At 46.9% G+C, this 25,453-nt stretch carries 34 protein-coding genes; 29 read left to right on the top strand and 5 right to left on the bottom strand.

Features of this window, described 5'->3' with window-relative positions; translation table 11 throughout:
* The first annotated feature begins 6 nt into the window (after nt 1-6).
* The 3 genes from dacB to HUU58_15165 are packed head-to-tail and all read left to right on the top strand — an operon-like array spanning nt 7 to nt 3,999.
* On the top strand, nt 7-1,509 hold the full coding sequence (dacB, locus tag HUU58_15175) for a D-alanyl-D-alanine carboxypeptidase/D-alanyl-D-alanine-endopeptidase (GenBank protein NUN47016.1): 1,503 nt from the start codon (nt 7-9) through the stop codon (nt 1,507-1,509).
* A gap of 2 nt (nt 1,510-1,511) precedes the next feature.
* Nucleotides 1,512-3,107, top strand: a complete 1,596-nt coding sequence (locus HUU58_15170; protein NUN47015.1) for a cyclic nucleotide-binding domain-containing protein — start codon at nt 1,512-1,514, stop codon at nt 3,105-3,107.
* Nucleotide 3,108: 1 nt separating this feature from the next.
* Entirely contained in the window at nt 3,109-3,999 is an 891-nt protein-coding gene (locus tag HUU58_15165; protein NUN47014.1) for a PorV/PorQ family protein, read from the top strand.
* On the opposite strand, the gene HUU58_15160 is transcribed toward HUU58_15165, so the two are convergent.
* The 3 genes from HUU58_15160 to HUU58_15150 form a co-directional block, all read right to left on the bottom strand.
* Entirely contained in the window at nt 3,977-4,459 is a 483-nt protein-coding gene (locus HUU58_15160) for a cyclic nucleotide-binding domain-containing protein (protein ID NUN47013.1), read from the bottom strand. The genes HUU58_15165 and HUU58_15160 overlap by 23 nt on opposite strands.
* A gap of 1 nt (nt 4,460) precedes the next feature.
* Nucleotides 4,461-5,471, bottom strand: coding sequence for a dTDP-glucose 4,6-dehydratase (gene rfbB, locus HUU58_15155; GenBank protein NUN47012.1), 1,011 nt, complete (start codon nt 5,469-5,471; stop codon nt 4,461-4,463).
* A gap of 81 nt (nt 5,472-5,552) precedes the next feature.
* A complete protein-coding gene (locus HUU58_15150) occupies nt 5,553-6,434 on the bottom strand; it encodes an aspartate carbamoyltransferase catalytic subunit (GenBank protein NUN47011.1) in 882 nt (293 codons plus the stop codon).
* Between the two features lie 286 nt (nt 6,435-6,720).
* Here HUU58_15150 and HUU58_15145 point away from each other — a divergent pair, with 286 nt between their 5' ends.
* The 19 genes from HUU58_15145 (at nt 6,721) to HUU58_15055 (ending at nt 19,194) form a co-directional block, all read left to right on the top strand.
* Nucleotides 6,721-7,647 (top strand): EamA family transporter, encoded by a 927-nt coding sequence (locus tag HUU58_15145; GenBank protein ID NUN47010.1) that lies wholly within the window; start codon nt 6,721-6,723, stop codon nt 7,645-7,647.
* Between the two features lie 3 nt (nt 7,648-7,650).
* On the top strand, nt 7,651-8,277 hold the full coding sequence (locus tag HUU58_15140; protein ID NUN47009.1) for an FMN-binding negative transcriptional regulator: 627 nt from the start codon (nt 7,651-7,653) through the stop codon (nt 8,275-8,277).
* Between the two features lie 29 nt (nt 8,278-8,306).
* The gene (locus HUU58_15135; protein ID NUN47008.1) at nt 8,307-8,762 is read left to right on the top strand and encodes a GNAT family N-acetyltransferase; all 456 of its coding nucleotides are present in this window, start codon (nt 8,307-8,309) and stop codon (nt 8,760-8,762) included.
* Nucleotides 8,759-9,283, top strand: coding sequence for a GNAT family N-acetyltransferase (locus tag HUU58_15130; protein ID NUN47007.1), 525 nt, complete (start codon nt 8,759-8,761; stop codon nt 9,281-9,283). Before HUU58_15135 ends, HUU58_15130 begins: the two co-directional genes overlap by 4 nt.
* 26 nt (nt 9,284-9,309) lie before the next feature.
* Nucleotides 9,310-9,678, top strand: a complete 369-nt coding sequence (locus HUU58_15125) for a hypothetical protein (GenBank protein NUN47006.1) — start codon at nt 9,310-9,312, stop codon at nt 9,676-9,678.
* 30 nt (nt 9,679-9,708) lie between these two features.
* Entirely contained in the window at nt 9,709-10,263 is a 555-nt protein-coding gene (locus HUU58_15120; protein ID NUN47005.1) for a putative metal-dependent hydrolase, read from the top strand.
* On the top strand, nt 10,260-10,718 hold the full coding sequence (locus tag HUU58_15115) for a GNAT family N-acetyltransferase (protein ID NUN47004.1): 459 nt from the start codon (nt 10,260-10,262) through the stop codon (nt 10,716-10,718). Before HUU58_15120 ends, HUU58_15115 begins: the two co-directional genes overlap by 4 nt.
* Nucleotides 10,719-10,826: 108 nt before the next feature.
* Nucleotides 10,827-11,396 carry a hypothetical protein gene (locus HUU58_15110; protein NUN47003.1) on the top strand — a complete coding sequence of 190 codons (570 nt, stop codon included), beginning with the start codon at nt 10,827-10,829 and terminating at the stop codon, nt 11,394-11,396.
* 34 nt (nt 11,397-11,430) lie between these two features.
* Complete coding sequence (locus HUU58_15105) at nt 11,431-11,907, top strand: N-acetyltransferase family protein (protein NUN47002.1); 477 nt, start codon at nt 11,431-11,433, stop codon at nt 11,905-11,907.
* A 49-nt stretch (nt 11,908-11,956) separates the two neighbouring features.
* Nucleotides 11,957-12,469, top strand: coding sequence for a DinB family protein (locus HUU58_15100; protein ID NUN47001.1), 513 nt, complete (start codon nt 11,957-11,959; stop codon nt 12,467-12,469).
* A gap of 23 nt (nt 12,470-12,492) precedes the next feature.
* The gene (locus HUU58_15095; protein NUN47000.1) at nt 12,493-12,924 is read left to right on the top strand and encodes an EamA family transporter; all 432 of its coding nucleotides are present in this window, start codon (nt 12,493-12,495) and stop codon (nt 12,922-12,924) included.
* A 15-nt stretch (nt 12,925-12,939) separates the two neighbouring features.
* The gene (locus HUU58_15090) at nt 12,940-14,085 is read left to right on the top strand and encodes an aminotransferase class I/II-fold pyridoxal phosphate-dependent enzyme (protein ID NUN46999.1); all 1,146 of its coding nucleotides are present in this window, start codon (nt 12,940-12,942) and stop codon (nt 14,083-14,085) included.
* Nucleotides 14,082-14,465: an ACT domain-containing protein gene (locus tag HUU58_15085; GenBank protein ID NUN46998.1), complete on the top strand. Its 384-nt coding sequence runs from the start codon at nt 14,082-14,084 to the stop codon at nt 14,463-14,465. Before HUU58_15090 ends, HUU58_15085 begins: the two co-directional genes overlap by 4 nt.
* Nucleotides 14,456-15,205, top strand: coding sequence for a class I SAM-dependent methyltransferase (locus tag HUU58_15080; GenBank protein ID NUN46997.1), 750 nt, complete (start codon nt 14,456-14,458; stop codon nt 15,203-15,205). Before HUU58_15085 ends, HUU58_15080 begins: the two co-directional genes overlap by 10 nt.
* Nucleotides 15,166-16,032, top strand: a complete 867-nt coding sequence (locus HUU58_15075; GenBank protein ID NUN46996.1) for an MOSC domain-containing protein — start codon at nt 15,166-15,168, stop codon at nt 16,030-16,032. Before HUU58_15080 ends, HUU58_15075 begins: the two co-directional genes overlap by 40 nt.
* 2 nt (nt 16,033-16,034) lie before the next feature.
* Nucleotides 16,035-16,814 carry a PhzF family phenazine biosynthesis protein gene (locus HUU58_15070; protein NUN46995.1) on the top strand — a complete coding sequence of 260 codons (780 nt, stop codon included), beginning with the start codon at nt 16,035-16,037 and terminating at the stop codon, nt 16,812-16,814.
* A gap of 5 nt (nt 16,815-16,819) precedes the next feature.
* Entirely contained in the window at nt 16,820-17,245 is a 426-nt protein-coding gene (locus HUU58_15065) for a VOC family protein (protein ID NUN46994.1), read from the top strand.
* Nucleotides 17,246-17,307: 62 nt separating this feature from the next.
* Entirely contained in the window at nt 17,308-17,649 is a 342-nt protein-coding gene (locus HUU58_15060) for a hypothetical protein (protein ID NUN46993.1), read from the top strand.
* Nucleotides 17,650-17,658: 9 nt separating this feature from the next.
* On the top strand, nt 17,659-19,194 hold the full coding sequence (locus HUU58_15055; GenBank protein NUN46992.1) for a PLP-dependent aminotransferase family protein: 1,536 nt from the start codon (nt 17,659-17,661) through the stop codon (nt 19,192-19,194).
* 53 nt (nt 19,195-19,247) lie between these two features.
* Here the strand turns inward: HUU58_15055 and HUU58_15050 are convergent, their stop codons facing one another.
* The gene (locus HUU58_15050; protein ID NUN46991.1) at nt 19,248-19,652 is read right to left on the bottom strand and encodes a hypothetical protein; all 405 of its coding nucleotides are present in this window, start codon (nt 19,650-19,652) and stop codon (nt 19,248-19,250) included.
* A 155-nt stretch (nt 19,653-19,807) separates the two neighbouring features.
* On the opposite strand from HUU58_15050, the gene HUU58_15045 reads away from it, so the two are divergent.
* From HUU58_15045 to HUU58_15015, 7 genes are all read left to right on the top strand, one after another.
* Nucleotides 19,808-20,275, top strand: a complete 468-nt coding sequence (locus tag HUU58_15045) for a DinB family protein (GenBank protein NUN46990.1) — start codon at nt 19,808-19,810, stop codon at nt 20,273-20,275.
* A 5-nt stretch (nt 20,276-20,280) separates the two neighbouring features.
* The gene (locus HUU58_15040) at nt 20,281-20,772 is read left to right on the top strand and encodes an MOSC domain-containing protein (protein NUN46989.1); all 492 of its coding nucleotides are present in this window, start codon (nt 20,281-20,283) and stop codon (nt 20,770-20,772) included.
* Between the two features lie 40 nt (nt 20,773-20,812).
* On the top strand, nt 20,813-21,733 hold the full coding sequence (locus HUU58_15035; GenBank protein NUN46988.1) for an EamA family transporter: 921 nt from the start codon (nt 20,813-20,815) through the stop codon (nt 21,731-21,733).
* Between the two features lie 85 nt (nt 21,734-21,818).
* Complete coding sequence (pdxS, locus tag HUU58_15030) at nt 21,819-22,700, top strand: pyridoxal 5'-phosphate synthase lyase subunit PdxS (protein NUN46987.1); 882 nt, start codon at nt 21,819-21,821, stop codon at nt 22,698-22,700.
* Between the two features lie 20 nt (nt 22,701-22,720).
* The gene (locus HUU58_15025) at nt 22,721-23,236 is read left to right on the top strand and encodes a DinB family protein (protein ID NUN46986.1); all 516 of its coding nucleotides are present in this window, start codon (nt 22,721-22,723) and stop codon (nt 23,234-23,236) included.
* A gap of 16 nt (nt 23,237-23,252) precedes the next feature.
* Entirely contained in the window at nt 23,253-23,834 is a 582-nt protein-coding gene (gene pdxT / locus HUU58_15020; GenBank protein ID NUN46985.1) for a pyridoxal 5'-phosphate synthase glutaminase subunit PdxT, read from the top strand.
* A gap of 41 nt (nt 23,835-23,875) precedes the next feature.
* Nucleotides 23,876-25,156: an MFS transporter gene (locus tag HUU58_15015; protein NUN46984.1), complete on the top strand. Its 1,281-nt coding sequence runs from the start codon at nt 23,876-23,878 to the stop codon at nt 25,154-25,156.
* A gap of 70 nt (nt 25,157-25,226) precedes the next feature.
* Here the strand turns inward: HUU58_15015 and HUU58_15010 are convergent.
* Nucleotides 25,227-25,453 (bottom strand): hypothetical protein (locus HUU58_15010; protein ID NUN46983.1); only part of this gene is annotated, 227 nt, incomplete at its 5' end.

Here is a 25,453-nt window from a genome sequence, read left to right as displayed (position 1 = left end):
AACAGCATGCGATTGATGTTTTTATGGTGCATCCTCGGCATCGTGTGGAGTCCGGATCTCAAATCACAATCCAAAAAACAGAATGTATCGCCCGCTATCAAGCAGTTGCAAGCGGATGTCCTTGATGACATCGGGCAAAAATTTGTCGAGAATGCGTCGTGGGGAATTGTGGTCCAATCGCTCAAAAACGGCGAGACGTTGGTTTCCGTAAATCCTAAAAAAAATCTCATCCCGGCATCCAATCGGAAAATTTTTTCCTCCATTTTTGCGTTGGATCAATTGGGCGCCGATTTTGCCTATGTCACACAGGTTTTTGCTAAAGGTGTGCTGGATTCGGATTCGGTTTTTACGGGCGATATTATAATTCGCGGTGCGGGTGACCCGACGATTTCCGGACGCTTTTATGAAAATAAAATTACAAAAATTTTAGAAGATTGGGCGGATAGCGTACAACGAAAAGGGATCAAATCCATTCGCGGTCGCATCATCGGCGATGATAACGGTCTTATGGGCGACGATGTGCTCGGGGATTATTGGGAATCTACGGAAGAATCGTATTGGTACTCGGCACAAATCAGCGGACTCAATTTTAACGATAACTGCGTGGATTGGTATGTCAAACCCACGCGCATCGGCGAACCGGCTAAGATTATTCTGATACCGCCGACGCAGTATATCAAAATTAATAACTTTGTTAAAACCGTCTCGTCAAAATCGGAAGCGGTCAAAGTAGATGCGATACGTCGACGCGCTGCCAATGAAGTGGATTTTATAGGTAGTATTCTCACTGAGAGCGATCCGCAACACGGGTATGTGACCGTAGAGAATCCGACACGCTACACGGCACACGTTTTTAGTGAAATCCTCCAATCCAGAAACATACGCGTGGATAGCGCTGCCGTTGATGCCGATGATCTGGTGAGGTATGTATACAATGAAACCGATTCCAATATGATACGTATTGCACGGTATGTTTCACCGGCCATGCCCGAGTTGATGAAAATAATCAATAAAAACAGTCACAATCTATACGCCGAGTTATTATGGCGTACGGTGGCGGCGGTGAAAGATTCGTCGGGAACTTCCAAACGTGCGTTGGCGTTGGAAGAAAAATTTTTAAAATCCGTCGGACTGAATCCGGATAAAATAAGTATTTGCGACGGATCGGGTTATGCGCGCGGCAATCTTGTGTCACCTCAGGATATTGTCACATTATTGACGTGGGTTCGCAAACACAAAAATTGGAAAACTTTTTACGAATCACTGCCTTTGGCCGGTGAAGAAGGCACCGTCAAGTCGCGCATGAAAGGGACTTTGGCCGAAGGTAATGCGCGTGCCAAAACAGGATATCTTGATAATGTCCGAACTATTTCAGGTTTTGTAAAAACGCGCGACGGAGAAGAATTGGTTTATAGTGTCATGTGCAATAATTTTACCACAGATCGTCTCGAAATAGATAGAATACAAGATATGATTATCGGACGCCTTGCCTTTTTTACAAGGAATTAAATATGCAGCGACTGAAAGGAAACAGTCTTTTTTCGGGTTTGCCCGAGACAGAAATCGCCAAACTCGAAGAATTTATTCGTATTAAAGATTTTCCGAAAAACGCGGTACTGATTGACGAGGGTGTGCCGGGAAGCTATTTGTATCTGTTGATCGCGGGCAATGTTAAAATCACACGCAACGGATTGGACGGTCGCGAGATGATACTTACCGAGCGGCATGCCGGCGATTTTTTTGGTGAAATGGCGTTACTCGATGATGCACCGCGTTCGGCACGGGTTGTTGCTACAGAGGATTCGGTGGCCGGTGTGATCGGTAAAAACGAATTTAATGCGATGATGATCCGTGAACCGCGGGTAGCGGTCAATATTCTACGAACGATCAGCATGCGTCTGCGCTTGTCCAACGATCAGATTATGCAATCCATGGAAGAAAAGGAGCGTTATCACGCCAAACAGTTGGAACGCTTCCAAAGTTTGATCGAATTTAATAAAACACTCGGCGCCGAACGTGAAGAAGTCGGGTTGTTTCGTGTTGTACCTGTTATTGTTCGCAGTCAGATATTATGCCATGATGTACTCTTAGTATTGGATGATCCCGAGTCGGGCAGATACCATACAAGCATTCAAGAAGTGTCGGGCTGGCGTATGATCGATTTTAGTGAAACGGATAAAGGCACGGCTAAGTTAGCGGCTCTTAAAAAAACACTGACGATGGAAGACTTTGCGGCGTACGAATTTCGTGACACGATGGAGCCGCAAGCGTTTTGGAAAAATGCGGCCAGTATAATGATCGCGCCGATCAATGATCCGCGACAAAATCACGGTTTTATTGCCGTGAAGTCCGCGCAAAAGTTTCGATGGGAACCGGAAGATGAAGCCTTTATGACTACGCTGGCGTCGGATGTATCTATGGTGTTGCGCAATATGCGCCTGATGCGTAAAGCGATGTTTGACGAAAAAATGTCCGCCGTCGGTAAAGCGTCGAGTTCGCTGTTGCATGATTTTAAAAACCTGCTGTCGGTTGTTTATAATTATGCGAAACTGATCAAGACAGCCGCGACGGAAGAAGAGCGAAAAGAATTAGTAGAAAAAATCGTGAAATTTTCGTCGCTTATGATGGGGATGTCGCAGGAAGTGTTGATTTACGGGGATGGTTCCGTCAAAGCCAGTCCCACACCGGTACGCATCAGCGAAATTTTTGATATGGTGATGCCGTTGCTTGATACCGCCGGTAAAAAAATCACTATGCAGACATCCATCCCTGAAGGTTTGGAATTTCCTCTCGATAAAGATAAAATCTGCCGTGTTTTTTATAATATACTTACCAATGCCTGCGATGCAATGGGCGATGCGGGGCATATATCCGTTACGGCCGCTTTTGAAAAAAATGATTTGGTGATCCGTATTTCCGACACAGGACCGGGTATACCGGAAGATGTATTGCCTCAAATATTCAAACCGTTCGTTACCACCAAAAAACACGGTACGGGCTTGGGTTTGCCGATTGTCAAATCCATTGTCGAAGCGCATCGCGGAAAAGTTCAGATCGAAACCCGAATCGGCAGCGGTACAACATTTATTTTTACATTTCCCAAATAAAATGACAGTGCGTTTAATATTGTTTTTTTCGCTGACGATTTCACTTCATGCCGGATCCGGCGAGACGGGATTTGCTTTTCTTAAGATCAATGCCAGCGCCCGTTCCTCGGCAATGGGCGAGGTGAGCACGTACGACGGTCAAGATCCTATGGGGGTTTTGGTAAATCCGGCCAATCTTTCCTTGACACCATCCCATAGTGTGGCTTTCACTTATAACCGGTGGATTGAAAGCACCGATTATCAGGCGTTTTCGGGAAAATTTAAAACCGGATCGTGGGCGTGGTCATTGTATTACCTGTACACCGGCGTGGATGATATTCCTCAGCGCGATATACCCTCGGAGGAACCGACCGCGTATTTTTCCTCGCACGATTTGGCGATTGGTTTTGTGTTGTCCCGCGCTCTTAATGACCGTTGGCATGCCGGTATCGGTACGAAATATATTTATGAACGCATACAAAATACGGTTACGGCCTGGGCATGGGACGGGGGATTGTATTATGTGCCCAATGAAACATGGCGTGCAGGTTTTAGTTTTCAAAATCTTGGACGTTCGGGTAAGTTAATCGATGAACGCATAAGACTCCCGTTTCAAGTGCGATTATCGGGCGGTTATACGGTGTATCGCCAGGAAAACCGGCATCGCGCGGACCTCATGGCCGACGTGATCAAAACCTACGGCGCATCACCGCGTTTGCATACGGGAAGTGAATACGTGTTTCAGGAAAAGGTATGTATTCGGTTGGGGTACGTTTGGGGTTATGCTTCGCGCAATATCAGCGCCGGTGTTGGTTTTATCTTTCAACGTCGCATGCGTTTGGATTATGCTTGGACGCCGTTTACCAACAGCCTCGGGTCAGCACACCGTATCAGCGCGGGGTTTGATTTTTAGCGAAAATGCTCAGCAGATGATTGGTTGCACGCAAGCGTTTGGCGAAAGTCGAACAAAAAGCCCACAGGACTTTGCGTGAAAAATTCTCATCGCTCATGATGATTTTGATAAACTGACTGTTTTTAACTTCCAGAAGTTTGGTGGACTCGATCGCAACTACGGACGCGGAACGCGGTTCCCCGTCAAAAAGTGCCATCTCACCGAAATAATCACCGGCGCTCAGAATGGCAACTTCCTCAATTTTATCGTTACTCACACTTTTGGAAACACGCACTTTCCCTTCGATGATCAGGTAAAAACAATCACCCTGATCGCCTTCTCGAAACACCACCGCATCGGTTTCAAATTTTTTCCCGGTAGCGACTTTTAGAACTTTGTTGATGTCGCGGGTATCCAATCCGTTGAAAATTTCGACACTCTTAATGAGGTCTTCCAGTGTTTTGTGTGCGCTGTCGGCCATATTATTTCCGATCTTCGTAGTTCTTTTTCATGAATTCCTGAAATGCTTTTTGTTTTTCTTTGATAGCGCGCCACCAGGATTCATTTTTCACATACCATTGGATGGTTTCGACGATGGCTTCTTCAAAATTGTAAGCAGGTTTCCAACCCAGACGACGCACTTTGGAAGTATCCACGGCATACCGGCGATCATGGCCGGGGCGGTCGGCTACGCGTTTGATCAGAGATTCGGGTCTATTCAGTGCCTTTAGGATGGTGTGTGTTATGGTGACGTTGGTGCGTTCGTTACCCCCGCCGATATTATAGACTTCGCCGATCACGCCGTGATGAAGCACATAATCCACGGCCGAGCAATGGTCTTCGACATATAACCAGTCGCGCACATTCATACCGTCGCCATAGAGAGGAACAGGAATATTATCCAGAGCATTGGTGACAAAAAGCGGAATCAGTTTTTCCGGATATTGATAGGGGCCGTAGTTATTGGATGCGCGGGTGATCAAAGTCGGGACACCGTACGTTTTATGATAAGCGCGCACCATCATGTCGCCGCCGGCTTTGCTGGCGGAATACGGACTATTGGGTGAAAGTGAATGTTCTTCGGTGAATTCGCCGTTTTCAATTGAACCATAAACTTCGTCGGTGGAAATCTGCAGGTACCGCGCGATGTTGTATTTTTTTGCCGCCTCAAGCAATACCATAGTGCCCAAAACATCCGTTTGTGCAAAAGAATCCGCTTCATGGATAGAACGATCCACATGAGTTTCCGCGGCGAAATTGACCACGGCGTCCACATTGGATACAAGATTGTCTACGACACTTCGGTCGCAAATATTTCCATGATAAAAAAAGAAACGCGGATTTTTTTCAAGATCGGCAAGATTGGCGCGATTACCGGCGTACGTAAGCGCATCGAGCACGATGATACGGTACGACGGATACTTTTTAAGCATGTAGCGAACAAAATTACTTCCGATAAATCCGGCGCCGCCGGTGACGAGAATGGATTGCATATGCGTTTAAGTCCTAAAAAGTAGTGATGCTTGCACAGACTATTTTACATGGTTTGTACAAGCTTGGTCATTAAAAAAAAACTATTTAGTAACACTCAAAAGATACATTACGGCCATGCGTGTGGCGACGCCATTGAGCACCTGATCCAAGATGACGGAATATTCGCCGTCGGCCACTTCGCTGTCAAGCTCTACGCCGCGATTGATAGGCCCCGGATGCATGATCGTCATATGCTTCGAACCGAGCGCTAATTTTTCTTTGTTAATACCAAATCGCGCATGGTATTCACGAATGGACGGAAAGAGTCCTGAAGACTGACGTTCAAGCTGGATACGCAGCACATTGAGCACATCCGAATGGCGGTCCGCCATGTTACGCGGGATAAACGTCGGCGGTCCGCAGACGGCAACTTCCGCGCCCAATGTTTTGAGCGCATAGATGTTGGATTTGGCCACGCGGCTGTGGGTGATATCGCCCACGATGGTTACGCGCAAACCTTTCAGAGATCCGTATTTTTCACGCAGAGTCAATATGTCTAAAAGTGCTTGTGTCGGATGTTCGTGCGCTCCATCGCCGGCATTGATGACATTGGTTTGTAAACGTTGCGATAAAAACCAAGCCGCACCCGCAGCCGAATGGCGAATCACCACCATATCTACCTTCATAGCTTCAATATTACGCGCGGTATCTTTGAGCGTTTCGCCTTTGGATGTACTGCTGCCCGATGGTGTAAAATTGACCGTGTCGGCGGACAATCTTTTTTGAGCTAATTCAAACGAGATGCGCGTTCTGGTGGACGGCTCAAAAAACAAATTAGCAATGGTAAAACCCTGAAGGGTGGGAACTTTTTTTACAGGGCGATTGAGAACTTCTTTAAACGACAGAGCCGTCTCGAGTATCAGCTCGATCTCTTCAGCGCTCATTCCTTTGAGGCCGAGCAAGTGACGGCTTTTAAGCTCCATAGAAGGCAACACAAAATCTCGGAAATTTCGCGGCAATATAGGCGGGAAGGCTGTTTTTAGCAAGGCAATTCTATGCTATTTGCGAATGTGTTTCTTCGATGCGCCGCAAGGATTTGATTTGTACCATTAAAACAAAAATTTTTAGAAAAAAATACAATGGTCTATAATGAAAACACAAAAATTGGTACTTTTTGACAGTGTAAATGTATCCTATATTGGACTACCTTTATCAAACGAATGACATATTGGACTATTTATTAATTAAAAAATTGGACTATATTTCATTATGAGTTCCAAAAAGTACTTTTTTAGCGGATTAATGTCTTATGTGATTTGGGGGTTTGTTCCCATTTTTTTGAAAAAACTGCAAGGGTTTGATGATTACGAAATAATTTTTTATCGCATTTTGCTGGCGGCTTTGGCCATGACAGGTGTAGCGCTCCTTTTGTGGGGTGAGACTTCGCAAGCGATCGGAGGATTATACCGTCGCTCAAAAAAAGATTTTTTGCATATGCTGATATTGACGTCTATCGGCGGAGGACTTTTGGCGACGAATTGGGTAACGTACGTTTATGTAGTCAATCATGTCAGCATCAACGCCGCTTCGTTTTCTTATTTGATTTTACCCATAGCGACTGCGTTTTTGGCATTGATCCTGCTCAAAGAGAAACTGAATGCGATGCGGTGGGCCGCGGTAGCGATGAGCGGTGTCAGTTGTTATTTGATGGCCAATGTGGATGCGCGCCAGATGGCATACATAGCGGCGATCACGCTGTCGTATAGTTTTTATCTGATCACTCAACGTAAAAACACGTATATGCCGCGCCGTACCAATCTCGCTCTGCAAATGATCGTTGGCACAGCATTACTTTTGACGATGGATCCCATACATACTGCACCGGTTGATTTGCCGATGCACTTCTGGATCAATGTCACGATCATTGCGATCGTTTTTACCGTAACACCGCTTTTGCTCAATCTGTACGCGCTCAACGGTATGGGTTCGTCCCAGCTTGCGTTTTTGATTTACATCAACCCGATTATTAGTTTCGTCACGGCGATCGTATGGTACGGCGAAGACCTGAACGAGCTGGCTGTGATTTCATACAGTCTCCTCGCCGTGGCTATTTTACTTTTCAATTGGGAGATCATCGTCAAGGCCGCCGAAAAAACCGGGTTGAGGGCCGCAACAAAAACCATCACTGCGGAGTAACGTATGTTCATTCCAAAACGATATCGGATCACGGATATAGATACGATTCGTACGTTTGTGGCGGAGTACGAATTTGGAACGTTATTCAGTCAATCGGACGGCAAGCCATGGGCCACACACATACCGATGCAGTGGCTTTCCGACGGAAGCCCGCACGGTGTGCTGCGTACGCATATATCCAAGGCCAATCCGCAATGGAAAGACGTGGAAGGTCAGACCGTTTTGGCGGTTTTTCTGGGGCCGCATGTGCATATCACGCCGACATGGTATGATCATGTCAATGTGCCGACGTGGAACTATGCGTCCGTCCACATCGCGGGGCGCGCCCGTATCATAGATGATCCGAAAGCTATTCGTGAAATGCTCACCGTATTGGTAGATACATATGAATCGGCACACGGCAATACATATTCTGTTCAATCCTTACCGAAAGATTATTACAACCGCGAAGCCCAAGGTTTGGTGGGGATAGAAATCCAAATAGAAAAGGTGGATGCGGCTTTCAAATTGAGCCAGAATCGTCACCGCTCGGATTATGAAAATATTATTCGTCAATTGCGTAACAGCAAAGACGGAAATTCCCATCGGATAGCCGATCTGATGGAAAAACATACACCGGAATTTTCTTAAATTTTAAATGTTTACTTATGGGCGCAACAATGATTTGGAAAAACGAAGCGTACGTAATTGATACCGATCCAAAAAATCTGGATGTGGATGTGATTCATGGTTTTTTAGGCGCGTCTTATTGGGCAAAAGATATTCCCCGGTCTGTTGTGGAAAAATCCATACGTCATTCGCTTTGTTTTGGCATCTATCATGAAGCGAAGCAAATCGGTTTTGCACGGGTGATCACGGATTATGCTACATTTGCGTACCTTGCCGACGTTTTTGTTGTCGCTTCGCACCGCGGTAAAGGGTTGTCCAAATGGCTGATGGGATGCATCCAAAGTCATCCCGAATTGCAAAACCTGAGGCGATGGATGCTGGCCACGCTTGACGCACATGGGCTTTACAAACAATTTGGATTTAATGTAACCGCGAAACCCGAACGGTTGATGGAAATCGTAGATATGAATATTTATTCGAAAATCGCCAAGGAAAACCGTCTATGAAAACGAAAGACGTAAGCGTCGTCACGACGTACCTGGCGATGCATCAAAAACCGTCCATCGAAACTCTAGCGATGCCGCCCGATTGTGTGATCATTCGCGCTGAAAATCCGACGGTAAAGTTTTATCGGTTTTTGTACGATGCGGTGGGTGCGGATTGGAATTGGATAGATCGAAAAAAAATGGCGGATGAAGAATTGGCCGAAGAGACGCAGGATGCGCTGGTGGAAGTTTATGTTCTGTATGATCGCGGTGTGCCGGCAGGTTATGCGGAGATAGATCGTCGTATAGCCGGGGAGATCGAATTGAAATATTTTGGCATCATACCGGAATTTATCAGTAAACGTTACGGCCGCTTTTTGCTGACCTGGATTATCGAAAAGGCGTGGCAATATAAGCCGCAGCGTTTTTGGGTGCATACGTGTTCGCTTGATCACCCGAGGGCTTTGCCGCTGTATCAAAAACTTGGATTTGAAATATACAAAACTGAAACACACACCGTTACCATCCCGGAGGTTCTATGATGCGTTATGTGGTTCTATGGGTTTTTATGGCGAGCGTACTTTGTGCGCAGGAAGAAAAAAAACCGGCCGATAAAAATACCGGTAAAAAACAATTTGTGTATGTCCTCAAACTTCGGCCGGATTTACTCAAAGAAGAAAACTGGAAAGAGGCAGATAACGCGGCCGTCGGACGTCATTTCAATTACCTCAAAAACTTGTTGGCTGAAGGTACTTTGATTTTTGCAGGACGAACGGATGTGATGAATGAAAATACGTTTGGTATCGCGGTGTTTTGGGCGACGGATGAAAGTGCGGCACAAAAAATCATGGCCGGTGACGCCGCTGTGCAAGCGGGTGTCATGACAGCCCAACTACTGCCATTCAAAGTGGCATTGATTCAAAACAATAGCAAATAATGTTGGTTGTATAAATAAAAAGGAATTGATATGACACGCGATGAACGTGGGATACTGATAAAAAAGATCAAAGACTTACCCAAAAACTTAGAAAAAGCCATAGCCGGCTTGAACAAAAAACAAATGGATACGCCGTATCGTGAAGGCGGATGGACGCCGCGTCAGGTTGTGCATCATATCGCCGATTCGCATATGAATGCCTATATCCGGGCTAAACTGGCTGTGTCGGAAGATCATCCGACGATCAAACCGTACGATCAGGATGCCTGGGCAGAAATGGAAGACGGCAAGAGTTTACCGGTGGATTATTCGATGACGATTATCAAAGCGTTGCATGCACGATGGGGACAGTTTTGGGATCGCGTGCAAGAATCCGATTGGTCGCGGACAGTCATGCATCCCGCAAACGGTGTAATGTCACTGGAGCGTATTCTTTTGACGTATGCCAATCATGGTGAAAAACACTGCGAGCACATCAATGGTTTGCGTGTTCGTATGGGCTGGACAGGAAAAAACAAACCGGCCAAAAAAGCAAAAACAAAACAGGTGAAAAAAACATCGAAGAATAAAAGGAAACGCGGATGAATATCATACGCTGTGAAGAACGGCATATAGACAAATTGGTACCACTTTTTGATGCATATCAAATGTTTTATCATCAATCGTCCGATGAATCGGCGGCCAAAATTTTTTTATCGACCCGGATTCGTAACGGGGAGTCCGTTGTTTTTATAGCCCTGGATGCGAAAGAAAACGCCGTGGGTTTTACGCAGTTGTATCCTCTTTTTTCATCGGTGTCCATGCAACCGGTTTGGTTACTTAATGATTTATACGTGAGCCAAACGGCGCGCCGATCGGGTGTCGGTGAGGCTTTGATGGAAAAAGCACGTCGCTTTGCCGTCGAAACAGGCGCTAAAGGCATTGAACTGGAAACAGGTGTTGAAAATGTTCAAGCGCAGGCGCTGTATGAAAAATTAGGTTATCAGCGCAACACAGATACGTATCGCTATTTTTTACCCGTAACAACAGCGTTGAAATAAAGTTCAAAAAACGCGTACTAAGAAAATATGCAGATATGATATAAGTACAGGTAAAAAAAGTTATGTTTTACAATTTACTATTTCTAAGTAACTAAATCGGGGAAACGTATGTTACGAATGACTCTAACCGTATCGTGTGTTTTGATATTGATCGGATGCGGCGAAGATAAAACTTCGTCAGAGAAAGAAATTTTTCATCGTTCGCTCAATGATCGTGCCGTCAAATATCTGTCACCGCAGACGGTGGATCTGGATAGCAACGGTGCGGAGGATTATTCCTTCACCACATCACTAATGCAGGAAGACGGAAAAACCGTGTTGCAGTTTGTAATCAACGGCACCACTTCCAATGCCGTGTTGTACAATACTTCATCAGCGGAGATACCCGCTCTTGCTCAGAACGCGCTTATTTCATCGTCGCCCGCAAGTCCTAAACAATGGGATGTGTTCGAAAATGATTTGTGTTCGATTCTTTATACATCTGCTACCGATTCCGTCTGGCGGGGCAATTGGTCTAAAGCGAATCATCAATTTGTGGGCGTACGTTTTACCGTAAGCGATCAACATCACTACGGGTGGATCAGCATGAGCGCCGATACAACTAATGGGCAATTGATTTTGCATGCATGCGCATTTAATACGACGGCCGGTGGATCCATCAAAGCCGGAGAAAAATAAAGTGAACGCGACAACAAATACATACGCATTGCAAATGATGGAGTCTAAGCATTGGCCGGAAGTCGCCGCCATATATCAGGCCGGCATTGAAACGGGAAATGCTACGCTTGAAACATCCGTACCGAGTTGGGAGGCATGGGATAAAGCACATATACCGCAATGCCGTTTTGTGGCGATGGATAATAATATTATCGCCGGATGGGCTGCATTGACGCCGGTGTCCGGCCGTTGTGTATATGCCGGTGTAGCTGAGGTGAGTGTGTATATTCACCCGGCTTATAAGGGAAAAGGAATTGGAAAAAAACTACTTAATCAATTGACGGTTTCATCGGAATCGCAAGGATTGTGGACTTTACAAGCGGGAATTTTACGCGAGAATACAGCCAGTTTGAAATTACACGCAGCTTGCGGATTTCGTGAAATAGGCTATCGAGAGAAATTAGGTCAGTATCAAGGAGTTTGGCGCGACGTGGTATTGATGGAACGCCGCAGTAAAAACGTCGGCTATTAAGTTATTGAAAGACGTCATCTATAATAAGCCATAACCAACAGGAGCGCATATGCGTCCAACGAAAGATGAATACCCCTCGTTTTTTGAAACGTACGTAAGCAAAGTACCGGACGGCGATATTGTACAACAAATGCGGCAAGGTGTAGAGAATACCGTAAAACTCATTAGCCCATTGAGCGAAGATCTGTTGAACTATCGTTATGCTGAAGGAAAATGGAGTATCAAAGAAGTTTTGATGCACTTATCCGATGCCGAACGAATTTTTTCGTATCGTGCGCTTCGTTTTGCGCGAAAAGACAAAACCGATTTGCCGGGATTTGATGAAAACATATACGTACCCGCGTCCAAAGCAACGCAGCGTACCGCAGAGAGTATTTTGAACGAATACCAAACCGTGCGGGCCGCTTCGCTCACGCTATTTGAAAGCTTGGACGACGAAGCGTTGCAGGAGCGCGGCACGGCCAACGGGCGCACAACCAGCGTACGTGCGATGGCTTATATTTTAGTCGGGCATGAATTGCACCATGTGGGCATCATCAAAGAGCGCTATCTAAAAAAATAAATCGGCTATTAACCGAAAGATCTATGAAATCTTTTTATTTTCCGATGATGTTGACGGTGGCATCCAACGTGATCTACCATATCGCACAAAAATCCATACCGTCGCATCTCAATCCGATCATTCCGACGATCATCGCTTATGCGGTAGCGTTGACGACCTCGTTATGTTTGTATCCGTTTTTTAGCGATACCCATCTAACGCAAGCAGGTTGGCGGGATGTCAACTGGGCCACGTTGGCTGTCGGTATTGCGATCGTCGGCATAGAAATTGGCTTTTTACTGGCTTACCGTGCCGGGTGGAATATCAGTCTTGGCGCCGTGACATCCAATGTGACCGTGACACTTTTGCTTTTGCCCATAGGCATTCTGTTTTTCAATGAACATTTATCATGGGAAAAAATAACCGGTATTGTTTTATGTATGGGCGGCTTGTGGTTGATTTTCAAACCATCTTAAAAAAAGGAAATTGTGATGCAGAAAAAATTATCGGATGACTCCTTGTGTATCCATGCCGGTACCAAACGCAGCGGTGAATTTCCCGGTGTCAATACACCGATTTATACTTCTACGGCGTTTGAATACAAAACCGCCGGGCCGATGGTGTATCCGCGGTATTACAATACACCGAACCAACAGGCGGTCATTGAAAAAATTGCCGCATTGGAAAAAGCCGAAGCCGGTGTATTGTTTAGCTCCGGTATGGCGGCGATCAGCACGACGATGCTCACATTAGCCCGCAAAGGCGATCATATTTTACTGCAATACGATATTTACGGCGGTACGTACCATTTCGCAGCGACACAACTGGAACCGCTCGGTATTGAATATTCGTTTGTCCGATCGCTGGATCCTGCAGAGTATGAAAAGGCAATTCGGCCCAACACCAAATTGATCTACATCGAAACGCCTAACAATCCGTTGCTCAAAATCATAGATATAGAGGTGATCGCGGCCATCGGTAAAAAGCACGGCGTCACGACGATGATTGACAATACGTTTGCGTCGTCCGTCAATCAGAATCCTATCGCACTCGGAATAGACATCGTAATGCACAGCGGTACCAAGTATCTCGGCGGGCATAGCGATATTTGTTGCGGTGTGATCGTTACCCGCGAAGCGTTAGCGGATGCGATTCGAAAAAAAGCCAACATGTTCGGCGGTAGCCTCAATGCCGAAACGTGTTATCTGCTGGAGCGCAGTATCAAAACGCTTTCGGTTCGGGTTGACCGTCATAATCATAATGCGATGACGCTGGCTGAAGCATTGCAAAATGAGAAACGTATCAAACGCGTTTATTATCCCGGGCTGGCATCGCACGACGGTCATGCCGTTGCGAAGCGTCAGATGCGAGGTTTTGGCGGGATGTTATCCTTTGATATTGATACCGCGGTTATTTCACCGGATCAATTTTTAGAACAACTGAGATTGATCAAGCCGGCGCTGAGTCTTGGCGGTGTAGAATCCACACTGTGTATGCCTTCTAAAACTTCACATCTGCGCCTTTCGGCCGAGGAAAAAAAACAAGCGGGTATTACGGATGCGCTGATGCGATTGTCCGTCGGTATCGAAAACGCCACGGATATACTTGATGATATTCGAGAGGCGTTGCGTTCATGAAAACCAAACTCCGAATACAAAACGGACCGGCCGGATTGTCGGTTGTTCGTTTAGCATCGGATGCGCCGTGGCCGCCCTGGCTCCAATCGAAAGATGGTTTTTTTTCGGTTACGCGAACAGATGAGGAATTGAGTATCGTGTGTAAACAAATCCTTGTCCCGCCGGATGCCCGAGCTGAACACGGTTGGCGTGCTTTTAAAATCGTGGGACCGATACCTTTTGAAATGACGGGCGTATTGGCTTCGGTGATCGCACCGCTTGGTGAAGCCGGGATCAGTATTTTTGCCGTCTCGACGTTCGATACGGATTATATTTTAGTCAAAGAAGAAAATTGGAGCCCTGCACGTGCAGTGCTCGACGACGTGGTAGAATGGATATAATATTTAAAGATCATTTTTCCGGTCATGCGGAAGCCTATGCGACGTTTCGCCCGCATTATCCGGAACCCTTTTATGCGTGGCTGATAAGTCTTACGGCGCGGCAAGAAAACGCGTGGGATTGCGGCACCGGTAATGGGCAGGCGGCAATCCGGTTAGCAGAATCTTTTGATACTGTTACGGCGACCGATGCCAGCGCACAGCAGATTCGCCAAGCGCAACCGCATCCGAAAGTTCATTATTTTGTAGAACCCGCAGAACAAAGTCATTTAGAAACAGGTAGTGTGGATATCATCACAGCGGCCGCATCCATTCATTGGTTTGACATGCATGCGTTTTACGGCGAAGTCAAACGTGTAGCTCGGCCGGACGCTCTTCTCGCAGTATGGGCGTATGATCGTGTAAAGATTTCTAACGAAATAGATATCCTCGTAGATCGTTTGTATTACGATATAGCCGGGCCATTTTGGCCCAAAGAACGACGCTGGGTTGAGGAGCAATATAAAACGATACCGTTTCCATTTGAGGAAATTTCAGCGCCTTCCTTTGCTATCAATCATACTCTGACAGTAGATGATTTGATCGGCTACTTGCGTACATGGTCCAGCGTGCAAGGTTATTTAAAAGTACACGGCAAAGATCCGGTTGATTGGATAACCGGTGAACTGCACAATCTTTGGGGTTCGGAGAAACGCCCGGTCGAATGGCCGATGTTTATGCGCATCGGGCGTATTCACAAATAACATTAACTTTAAAAAAAATAAAAATGGTACAAATCAGCGATCTTCGCATTTATCCGATCAAATCCTGCAAAGGATTTTCCGTCCCGTCAGTTACGTTGGATGCGTACGGATTTACCGATGATCGGCGTTTTATGATCGTGGATACATCCGGTCGTTTTGTGACGGCGCGTGAGGTGCATCCATTGTTATGGATCGAACCCTCGATCGAAAGCGGTATTTTGTATATGCGGGCGCCGGGGATGGAGCTTTTTGCAACACCGATCCATCTTATGCCGCACAGCATCGTCCGCGTCACGGTATGGGAAGATACGTGCGAAGCATGGGATTGCGGCGGCGCACCGGCCGAATGGCTGAGCCAGTTTCTCGGTGCGCGCTACCGGTTAGTTCGTATGCAGCCACAGTTTTTACGACCGGTGGATCGCAAGTATGCCGTTGCCGATGATCACGTGAGTTTTGCCGATGCGTATCCAGCGCTGGTGATTTCGGAAGCCTCGTTAGAATTACTCAATTCCAAACTGGCTTCGCCGGTGACGATGACACGATTTCGCCCAAATATCGTCGTAAGCGGTTGCGCGGCGCATGAAGAAGATACATGGCAAATCATGCGTACCGGTGCAGTAGAGTTTCGCGGCGTCAAACGGTGTTCCCGTTGTGTACTGACGACGGTGGATCCGGAGACAACCGAAAGTGGTGCGGAACCTTTGAAAACACTGGCGACATATCGCCGGAGCGCGGAGGGTAAAATTATGTTCGGGATGAATCTTATTCCGGTGCAAAAAAACGGTAAACTGCGTATCGGCGATACGATCACTTATACGGGATCATAAAAATGAAAATCACAATGTATCAGGTGGATGCGTTTACGCGTAAAGTTTTTTCCGGCAATCCGGCAGCGGTTTGCCCGATGCAAGTCTGGCCGGAAGATGAAATAATGAGGGGTATTGCCGCTGAAAACAATCTTTCGGAAACGGCGTTTTTTATTCCGCAAGGTGACGATTTTGCATTGCGGTGGTTTACCCCGGAAGTGGAAATTGATCTTTGCGGTCATGCCACACTGGCGACGGCCCATGTGCTTTTTGAACACCTGCACTTTGAACGATCGGAAATACATTTTCACACGCAAAGCGGAAAATTGACCATACGTCGTTTACCTGACGGAAAGTTGCTTATGGATTTTCCCGCACGCAAACCCTTACCCTGCACGGTGCCGCGGGCATTAGTTGAAGGTCTTGGCGCCAATCCGGACGTAATTCTTAAAGCACGCGATTACTTTTGCGTATTTGACTCCGAAGCGACGGTGCGTGCATTGTCGCCGGATTTCACAATGCTAAAATCATTAGGCGAAAAAGTTATCGTCACGGCGCGGGGCGATACGACGGATTTTGTGTCACGATTTTTCGCACCGAGCGTCGGTATCAATGAAGACCCTGTCACCGGTTCGGCGCATTGTTCGCTGATCCCGTACTGGGCGGAGCGGCTGGGAAAAGATGAATTGTATGCACTTCAGGTTTCAAAACGCGGCGGTGAAATTTTTTGTAAATTGCGCGGTGATCGGGTTGATATCGGTGGTTATGCGGCCGATTATCTGCAAGGTACGATCCAATGGTGAAACCGATGCGAATCCATTTTATAACACTCGGTGTGTCGGATATGCAACGTGCGGCGAATTTTTATTCGGATGTATTGGGATTCAAAATATTGAAAAAAACACCGGTGATTACACTTTTTGACAATGGCGGTATGGTACTGGGGATATATCCCATTCAACAGCTGAACGCCTTAACCGGCGCGTCGTTTGAAACGGTATCGCCTTCGTCTACGGGAATCCTTTTATCGCATAATGTTCAAAATGAAAACGATGTTGATGCGTGGGTCAATAAACTAAAAAACGAAAAGGTAAAAATACTCAAAGAAGCACAACCTGCCGTATGGGGCGGGCGCCATGCTTTTTTTTCCGATCCGGATGGGTATAGCTGGGAAATTTGTTGGAATCCGAAATTAATTCCCGATGAATTCGAACATCTTCCGTTGGTAAACTGAACGCATGCGATGAGATTTAGTTATGTTAATACAACCAATATTCACTAAAAATTTATAATTCTATGTTACCACTCGAAGGCCTCATTGCGTGGGCCGTTTTTATCGGTATGATGGTCATCGCTTTTAAGTTGGCGATCCTTGTGATGATTTTTGTCGTTATGCAAAGCCGGCAGAATCAGCAGCGATGGCGCGAACATCGTTCGTTCGGCTACCTCTATAGTTGTTTAGTATGTTTTTTGATCGGTACGGTCGGCACGATGTACATGTTTACCGTAAGCGATAAGGCGGAATTGACGTTTCTTGATTTTTATGTAAGCCCGATCGTTTTTTCCGTGTGTTGTGTACTCTATTTCTGGATCGGTTATGTGTGGAAGAAAAAAATTCATCAACCCAAAGCTCCGTAAAGGTGATGTATGGTGTTTGAACTCAACAAAGAAAGCGATGTTCCGCTCTATACGCAGATTGAACGGCGTATAACGGAATTGATCCGCGTCGGGATTCTCAAGGCCGACGAAAAATTACCCGCTACGCGTGATCTGGCTTTACAGTTGCATGTGCACCGCAATACGGTCGTCCAGGCGTATCAGGAACTTGAGGTTAAAGGTTTTGTGTACTCCGAAGTAGGCCGCGGTACTTTTGTCAGTAAACATGCCCACGTTGCTGCCAAAGGAGTGGTCGCCGCCCAAAACAAATCCGGTAATTTTTCATTCGACGGTTTGTATGCGGAGCACTGGATCAATCCCGAAGACCCTTCGATGCAGGCGATTGATACGATCGTGCGCACATGCAGCAAACCGCAGGACATGATTGCATTTTCTTCGGTTGTGCCGGATAAACATCTTTTCCCGCTCGTTGATTTTCAAAATTGTTCCTATCGGGCGATTCAAAAATACGGAGTGGATCTGCTGGAGATGGGTGATACGCAGGGGTTTCGGCCGTTCGTCGAATATTTGCCGAAGTTTCTAGTACGACGCGGTCTTACCGTACAGAGTTCGGATATCACGATGGTCAGCGGCATTCAGCAAGGCATAGATCTGATCGCACGGATTCTGATCAATCCCGGCGATACGGTGATCACGGAAGAAGTAACCTATCACGGTGCGCGGCGCATATTCAAATCGCTCGGCGCTAATATCATCGGCATTCCCATGGACGATCAGGGCATGCGCATGGATATTCTTGAAACGATACTGGAGCGGCAAAAAGTAAAGTTGATATATACGATACCGACATTCCAAAATCCAACGGGCCGAACGATGCCTCTGGAACGACGTAAACATCTATTGGAACTGGCGTACCATTACGAAATACCGATCGTCGAAGATCAATACGCCAACGAACTGCGCATGGAGGGCGAGGAGATCGTGCCGATTGCGGCATTAGATGACGAAGGTATTGTCATCGCGCTTGGCAGTTTTTCAAAAATATTATTTCACGGCATTCGCCTGGGTTGGGTGATTACTTCCAATCGCGCGTTTCAAAATAAACTGAATTACGCCAAACGCCTCACGGACTGGCAAAACAATTATTTGATTCAGGGCGCAATATTGGAGTTTTGTGAAGCCGGCCATTTCGATCGCTATCTGAAAAGAAAAATGAAAGTTGTCAAAGAGCGGCGCGATGCGATGATCACCGCGTCCCGTCAGTACTTTCCGGAGGAAGTGCATTTCCATGTTCCTGCCGGCGGTCTTTTTGAGTGGGCGGATCTGCCGGAAGGTATGGATGAGTATGATGTGCTGATGGAAGCCCGTCAGCGGCGTGTTCTTTTTACGCCCAAGCGTTTTTTTTCCGTGCGCCCGGATGCCGGCGGCGGTATGCGTTTGGGTTTTGTTTCGCAAACGACGGAGCATATTCATGAAGGTATCGCGATACTCGGAGATATTATTAAGAAAAAAATGGGCAGTGCGCCGTGGGTCGAGTCCGACTCCGCACTGGCTTCGGTGATGTAAAAAAAGCGGCCCGAAGGCCGCGCAACAGAAGAAGAAACGAAGTGGGAAATCAATTACATTTTAAACTCAGCCATAATTCCGGCACAGACATGACGCACGCACGGATGTTGGTCATTAAGCGCCCTTTTGGAGATAGCATCTTTGTAGGATATTCCGCCAATTTCAGCCAAGGCAAGAGCAGACAAGATTCTTACGCTGTAACTGCGATGGCCATCCAGCATGCCAAGCAATGCCGGGACAGCTTCCGAAAAATCCATTTCAGGATATTGACGGTGCAACTCGATCAATGTCTGTATCGCGTCCGCTTGCATGGATTCATTAACGCCCTTGAGCGTCAAAATAATATTTTTCCGGGCTGCTTCGAGTACATTAACCGGAGCGCGATCAGCCGCTTCAACCGTGGAAGCGATAACAATAAATACCAAGGTCAGCAATGCGATACGACGGAATGAAACCATACATGTCCTTTCAGTTTGGTGATATCGTCTATAATGATATTCGTTATGTAATAAATTCGTTGATTTAATGAACTATTTTCGGATGTAATCTAACACGGCATTGTTAGAACATTAGTACGATAACATTAACAGTGCGCTAAATCGGAATCGACAAAATGAACAAAAACAGAGTTGATCAACTGCAAACACAATGGGCGTATGATCGTTGGGCGGACGCACGTACTTATGCATCTATTCGCGCTTTGGGTATGGGACGTGCGCGTAGCGTACAACTCTTTTCACATTTAGTAGAAGCCAAACGTTTATGGTTTCTTCGTATCACGGGCGAATATAAACACGTGAAGGGAGTTTGGAATGATTGGTCTCTGGAAGAATGTGAGTCGCAACTTCAAACCGTGGAACGCCAATGGATTGATTTTATGACATCGCAAACAGACGATGCGCTGGAAAACACGATCACATATACCAACACGCAAGGTCAATCGTTTTCCAATACGATTAATGAAATAATAACGCATGTTTTGTATCACTCGACCTATCATCGCGGGCAGATCGCGATGGAAGTGCGTAAGGCCGGAGGAACGCCGGCACAAACCGATTACATCACATTTTGCAGAGAATAATCCGTATGCAAGGTATCATCAAACAGATCAATATTTCGTCCGGCGGCATCCCGAAAAAACAGATCGCTTCCGCGTATGTCAGTAATGAGCGCGTACAAGGTGATGACTGGAACAACAAAAAAGTTCACGGCGGGCCGCGCCAAGTCGTTCTGATGATTGCGAACGAAACGTATCAATCGTTGGTCCAACTCGGTTACCCTGTTTTCCCCGGCGCCTTGGGAGAAAATTTTACGACGGAGGGGTTACCGTACGCGCCGATTCGTTTTGGCGATACGTTTTCAGTCGGAGAGAAACTTATACTACGCATCACCAAGCTGCGGGTCCCGTGCAATACGATCAAAGTGTATGGAGCGGATATCGGGACGCATTTGTACGACGCTTTGGCCCGGGACGGTAATCCGGAGTCGCCGCATTGGGGAGCGGGCGGATTTTATGCCGAGGTTTTACACGAAGGTACGGTACAAGCCGGCGATGTGATTACAATAAAAAACGATTAACGATAAAATAAAAAATACATAGAGAGCACACGAGGTTCTTTTGTCGTCACACAAACACTACTGGCCGCACATCGCGATTGCGATCTGTACTTTGATCTGGGGTTCGACCTGGCTTGCCATCAAAATCGGTCTTGAAGATTTACCGCCGTTTTTATTTGCCGGAATTCGTTTTGTTATCGCGTCGGTATTATTGATTGCTTTGATGTTCTTTCAGCGTATTCCGTTTCCCCGCGACCGGCATTCGTGGCGTGTCATGCTGTTTCTGGGTTTTTTTCAAATGCTGGATTATGCCTTTGTATTCTGGGGTGAACAGTATATTGATTCGGGTATCGGTGCGATTATTTTTGCAACCATGCCGTTTTTTGTCATCATACTCGGATACCTGTGGCTAGCGGAACATGAAATCACAGGAGTCAAAATTTTCGGTACGGTCGTTAGTTTTGCCGGGGTCACGGTTGTTTTTCTGCGTGATATTCACCATATCGGTACGTCGTGGATGGGCGATGTTTCCATCATTTTAGCGGCACTGTGCGGTGCCGTCATCAGCGTATATGCCAAAAAACATGCGGACGGCATTCATCCCGTCGTCAACGTAACGGTACAAATGATTCTCTGCGCCGTTTGTCTTTTAGGCACTGGGTTACTTACCGAAGATACGTCGCGTTTGCACTGGACACCGCAATCCGTCGCGAGCATTTTTTACCTCGGCGTATTCGGCTCGGCGGTCGCCTTTGTTGTGTATATGTGGGTGATCAAAAAAGTTTCCGTCGTGGAAGCGGCGATCATACCTGTCGCCACACCCTTAGTCGCCGTGATACTCGGCTGGCTTGTCCGCGGGGAAGCGTTGACTGTACGTGCGATGATCGGCTGCGTACTGATACTGATCGGTGTGTATTTTGTTAATGTGTATCGTTCGCGGTCACGTACAGCCGTTCAAACGATAGTTGAGGATCACAATTGACCCTGAATTAAAAAAAATTATATTTGCGCACTTAAAAAATCGAAAGGAATATATCATGACAGCAAGTACACAAGGAGAAGACAATATTCTCAAAGGGACATTCAAAGTCAAAGTCGGTTTGGCCGAGATGATGAAGGGCGGCGTCATTATGGACGTGGTCAATCCCGAGCAGGCTAAAATCGCCGAAGATGCGGGCGCATGCGCCGTGATGGCGTTGGAACGCGTTCCGGCAGACATTCGTCGTGATGGCGGCGTGGCGCGTATGAGCGACCCGGAAATGATACTCGGTATTATGGATGCGGTCAGCATTCCCGTCATGGCCAAAGCACGCATCGGCCACTTTGTCGAAGCGCAAATCCTCGAATCGCTGGGTGTGGATTTTATTGACGAAAGTGAAGTGCTTACGCCGGCGGATGAAGCTAACCACATATACAAACATGATTACAAAGTACCTTTCGTTTGCGGTGCGACCAATCTCGGCGAAGCGCTGCGTCGTATCGGCGAAGGGGCGGCGATGATTCGTACCAAAGGCGAAGCGGGTACCGGAAACGTGGTCGAAGCTGTGCGCCATATCCGCACGATCATCGGGCATATCAAAAAACTGACCGTGATGGGCACGGACGAACTGATGAGCGAAGCAAAAACGATGGGTGCACCGTTTGAACTGCTCCAATGGGTTGCAAAAAACGGCAAACTGCCTGTACCCAATTTTTCAGCGGGCGGTATCGCTACGCCTGCCGATGCCGCACTCGTGATGCAACTCGGCGCGGAAGCGGTATTTGTCGGATCGGGCATTTTCAAATCCGGAAACCCGGTCAAACGTGCGGAAGCGATCGTCAAAGCGGCGACGCATTTCAAAGATCCTGCGATATTGGCCGAAGTGTCGAAGTCGCTCGGCGCAGCGATGGTCGGTATCAATGTAGACAATCTTGCTGCCAGTGAATTATTGGCCAATCGGGGATGGTAACCGATCACCGGATAGTAAGTATGAAAGATAAAATAGAAAAACTTCGCCGGGTGCACCGCGTCGCACGCGCAGGTCTGATCAAAACCTTAGACGGTATCACGGAAGAACAGTTGTACTGGCAACCGGCGGCCGAATCGCGTTCGATCGGAGACATGATGCGTCACCTCATTCGCGTTGACATGTGGTTTTACAAACGCCATGATATCACGCCGGATGTAGCCGACATAAAACGCCCGACAGTCACGCAACTCCAAACTATGTTGCAACAGGCGTTGGGGCAATATGAAGCCATTCTCGACGGATTGGAGTCTGATGCGTTATTGGATCGACGAACCACGGCGGCGGACAAAGTGCCGTACAAATCGTTGGGTGCTGTGATGGCGCATATCCCGCAGCATTATCTTTATCATATGAGCCAAATGATATACCTACGGCGCGCACAGGATCGCACCTGGGAGTCGCCTCTGCCGGAGTGGGAAACGGCAACCGATGTGATCGCGCAGTATATGGTCGGCATGGCCGGTGAACACGAATAATTAAGAGATCAAGTTTATGCAAAAAAAAATCGGTGTGCTGGCGTTGCAAGGTGATTTTGAGGCACATCAGAAGATGACACAGTCTGTCGGCGCCGATGCCGTGCAGGTACGCAAACCGTCCGAATTGGAGGGCTTGCACGGGTTGATTATTCCCGGTGGTGAAAGTACCACGTTGATCAAGCTGATGCGCGCATTTGTGATGGATGATGCGATACAGGCATTTTACGACAATGGCGGCGCAATTTTCGGGACCTGCGCGGGTTCGATACTTGTTGCCAAAACCATCGTCAATTCGCCGCAGTTCCGCTTCGGGTTAATTGATATTACCGTCGAGCGTAACGGATACGGACGGCAAGTGGATAGTTTTGAAAAAGACATCAAGATTCCCGTTTTGGGTGAAAAAAGCGTGCATGCCGTGTTTATTCGTGCACCGCGAATCGTCGCGGCAGGCCCCGCGACGGAGATCCTGTCGTCCGTCGGAGAGAACATATTGGCCGCACGTTCCGGGCGTGTACTGGTTTGTACATTTCATCCCGAGATCACCGATGATGCGCGTATGCATCATTATTTCGTGGAAAAAGTCGTCGGTACGAAGTGAAATTCTTTTGTTAAAGTTTGTATTCGGATAGATGTTATCGTATGCGTTCATTGTTCAAAAAAATCATCAATCATTATCGTGTTCCCGATGATGCCTACGAAACGTTCCGCCATGATTTTAAGTATGGCATTTCCAAAGGACTGGTGTTGGCCGGTTCCGCCGGTGTGGCCGGTGTCATTCTCAAAAAATCATTTTCCGCTTCCGATTTTCAAGTCGCTTTGCTCTATAGTGCGACCAATCTAGGATTGTTGTTTTCTATCTTTACGGCTGTCCATGCCGAACGTGCCAATAAAATGAATTATGCGTACGTGCCGGATGCCATTGCGCGTACCTTGTTTATTCTTACGGCCGTGGCTACGGCGCTGATCCCCAATGCATGGCTTTTTACGGCCATTCTCTGTGCGGCGTATGCATTCAATTCGCTCAACACGCCCGTTCTGACGAGTATTTATCGGAGTAACTATCCCGATCATTCGCGCGGTAAAGTGATGGGTATCGTGCGCACAGTGTTTAATATCGCGTTTGTTGTGGCGTCGTATGTTTTCGGACTGATGCTGGATTTGGACGGGCATAATTATGTGTACGTGTATCCTATTATCGGTTTGGTCGGATTGTGGGGCGGGTGGCAATTACGAAAAATAAACATCATTCCGACAGTCCATACTACGTCACCGATGCATCCGATCCGATCCGCCTTGACGATTTTGAGGGAAGACAAACCGTTTGCTCATTTCATGGGATATTGGGCGATTTTCGGTTTTGCCATGCTGATGATTGATCCCGTAAAAACTATTTACGTGACGGATCCGGCCTACGGGATTAATGCGACGTACGAAGAAGCGGTGCTCGCCGTGACGGTGATTCCGCAGGCGGTGATGCTTTTGACGTTTGCATTTTGGGGGCGGCAGATTGATAAATACGGTGTGATAAAAATTCGTTTTCTGCTCAATATTTTACCGACGATCAATGTGATTTTGTTTTATTTTGCGACCGATCTCAGACTGATTTATTTTGCCAGTTTTTTACAAGGTATTTCTATGAGCGGTGCGCAACTCAGTTGGCAACTCTGTGTGATGGAGTTTGCTCCGCGGCAGCAGGTGGGTTTGTATATGGGAATTCACACGATGCTGACCGGTCTGCGCGGTATTGTTGCGCCGTTTATCGGTGCGTGGCTTATCGGTACATCGGGTATGGGAAATACATTTTTATTTGCGGCAGGTCTGATGGTCATCAGTACGGTGATGATGATTCGTTTTTCGGCTAATCATATTCGACGCGATATCGAAGTCCCTCTCCCGATCGCCGCCGAACGCGGAGATTAAGTTTCTATTCAAATCAAAAAAATCAATCTCAAATTCTAAATTCTAAATTCTAAATTCTAAATTCTAAATTCTAAATTCTCTTCTCCCTCAAAGCTTCAATCAATAAATCCACATACGACGGTTTGCTCATGCGCATCCAGTGTTTGATCAATACGGTGCGTAGACTGAGAAAAAAGCGATCATCGGTTTTGAGTGCGTCGGTGGCGTGCTTTACCGACGGAGTGTCCACGACAAATTTGGATAAAATAAAGGGCGCTTTGGGATTGAGTACGGAAAACGCTTCATATATAGAGGTAT

This window comes from bacterium, assembly GCA_013360215.1.
GTDB lineage: Bacteria > CLD3 > CLD3 > SB21 > SB21 > JABWCP01.
Note: the sequence above shows the minus strand (reverse complement) of the source record. Positions and strands in the feature narration are given on the sequence as shown.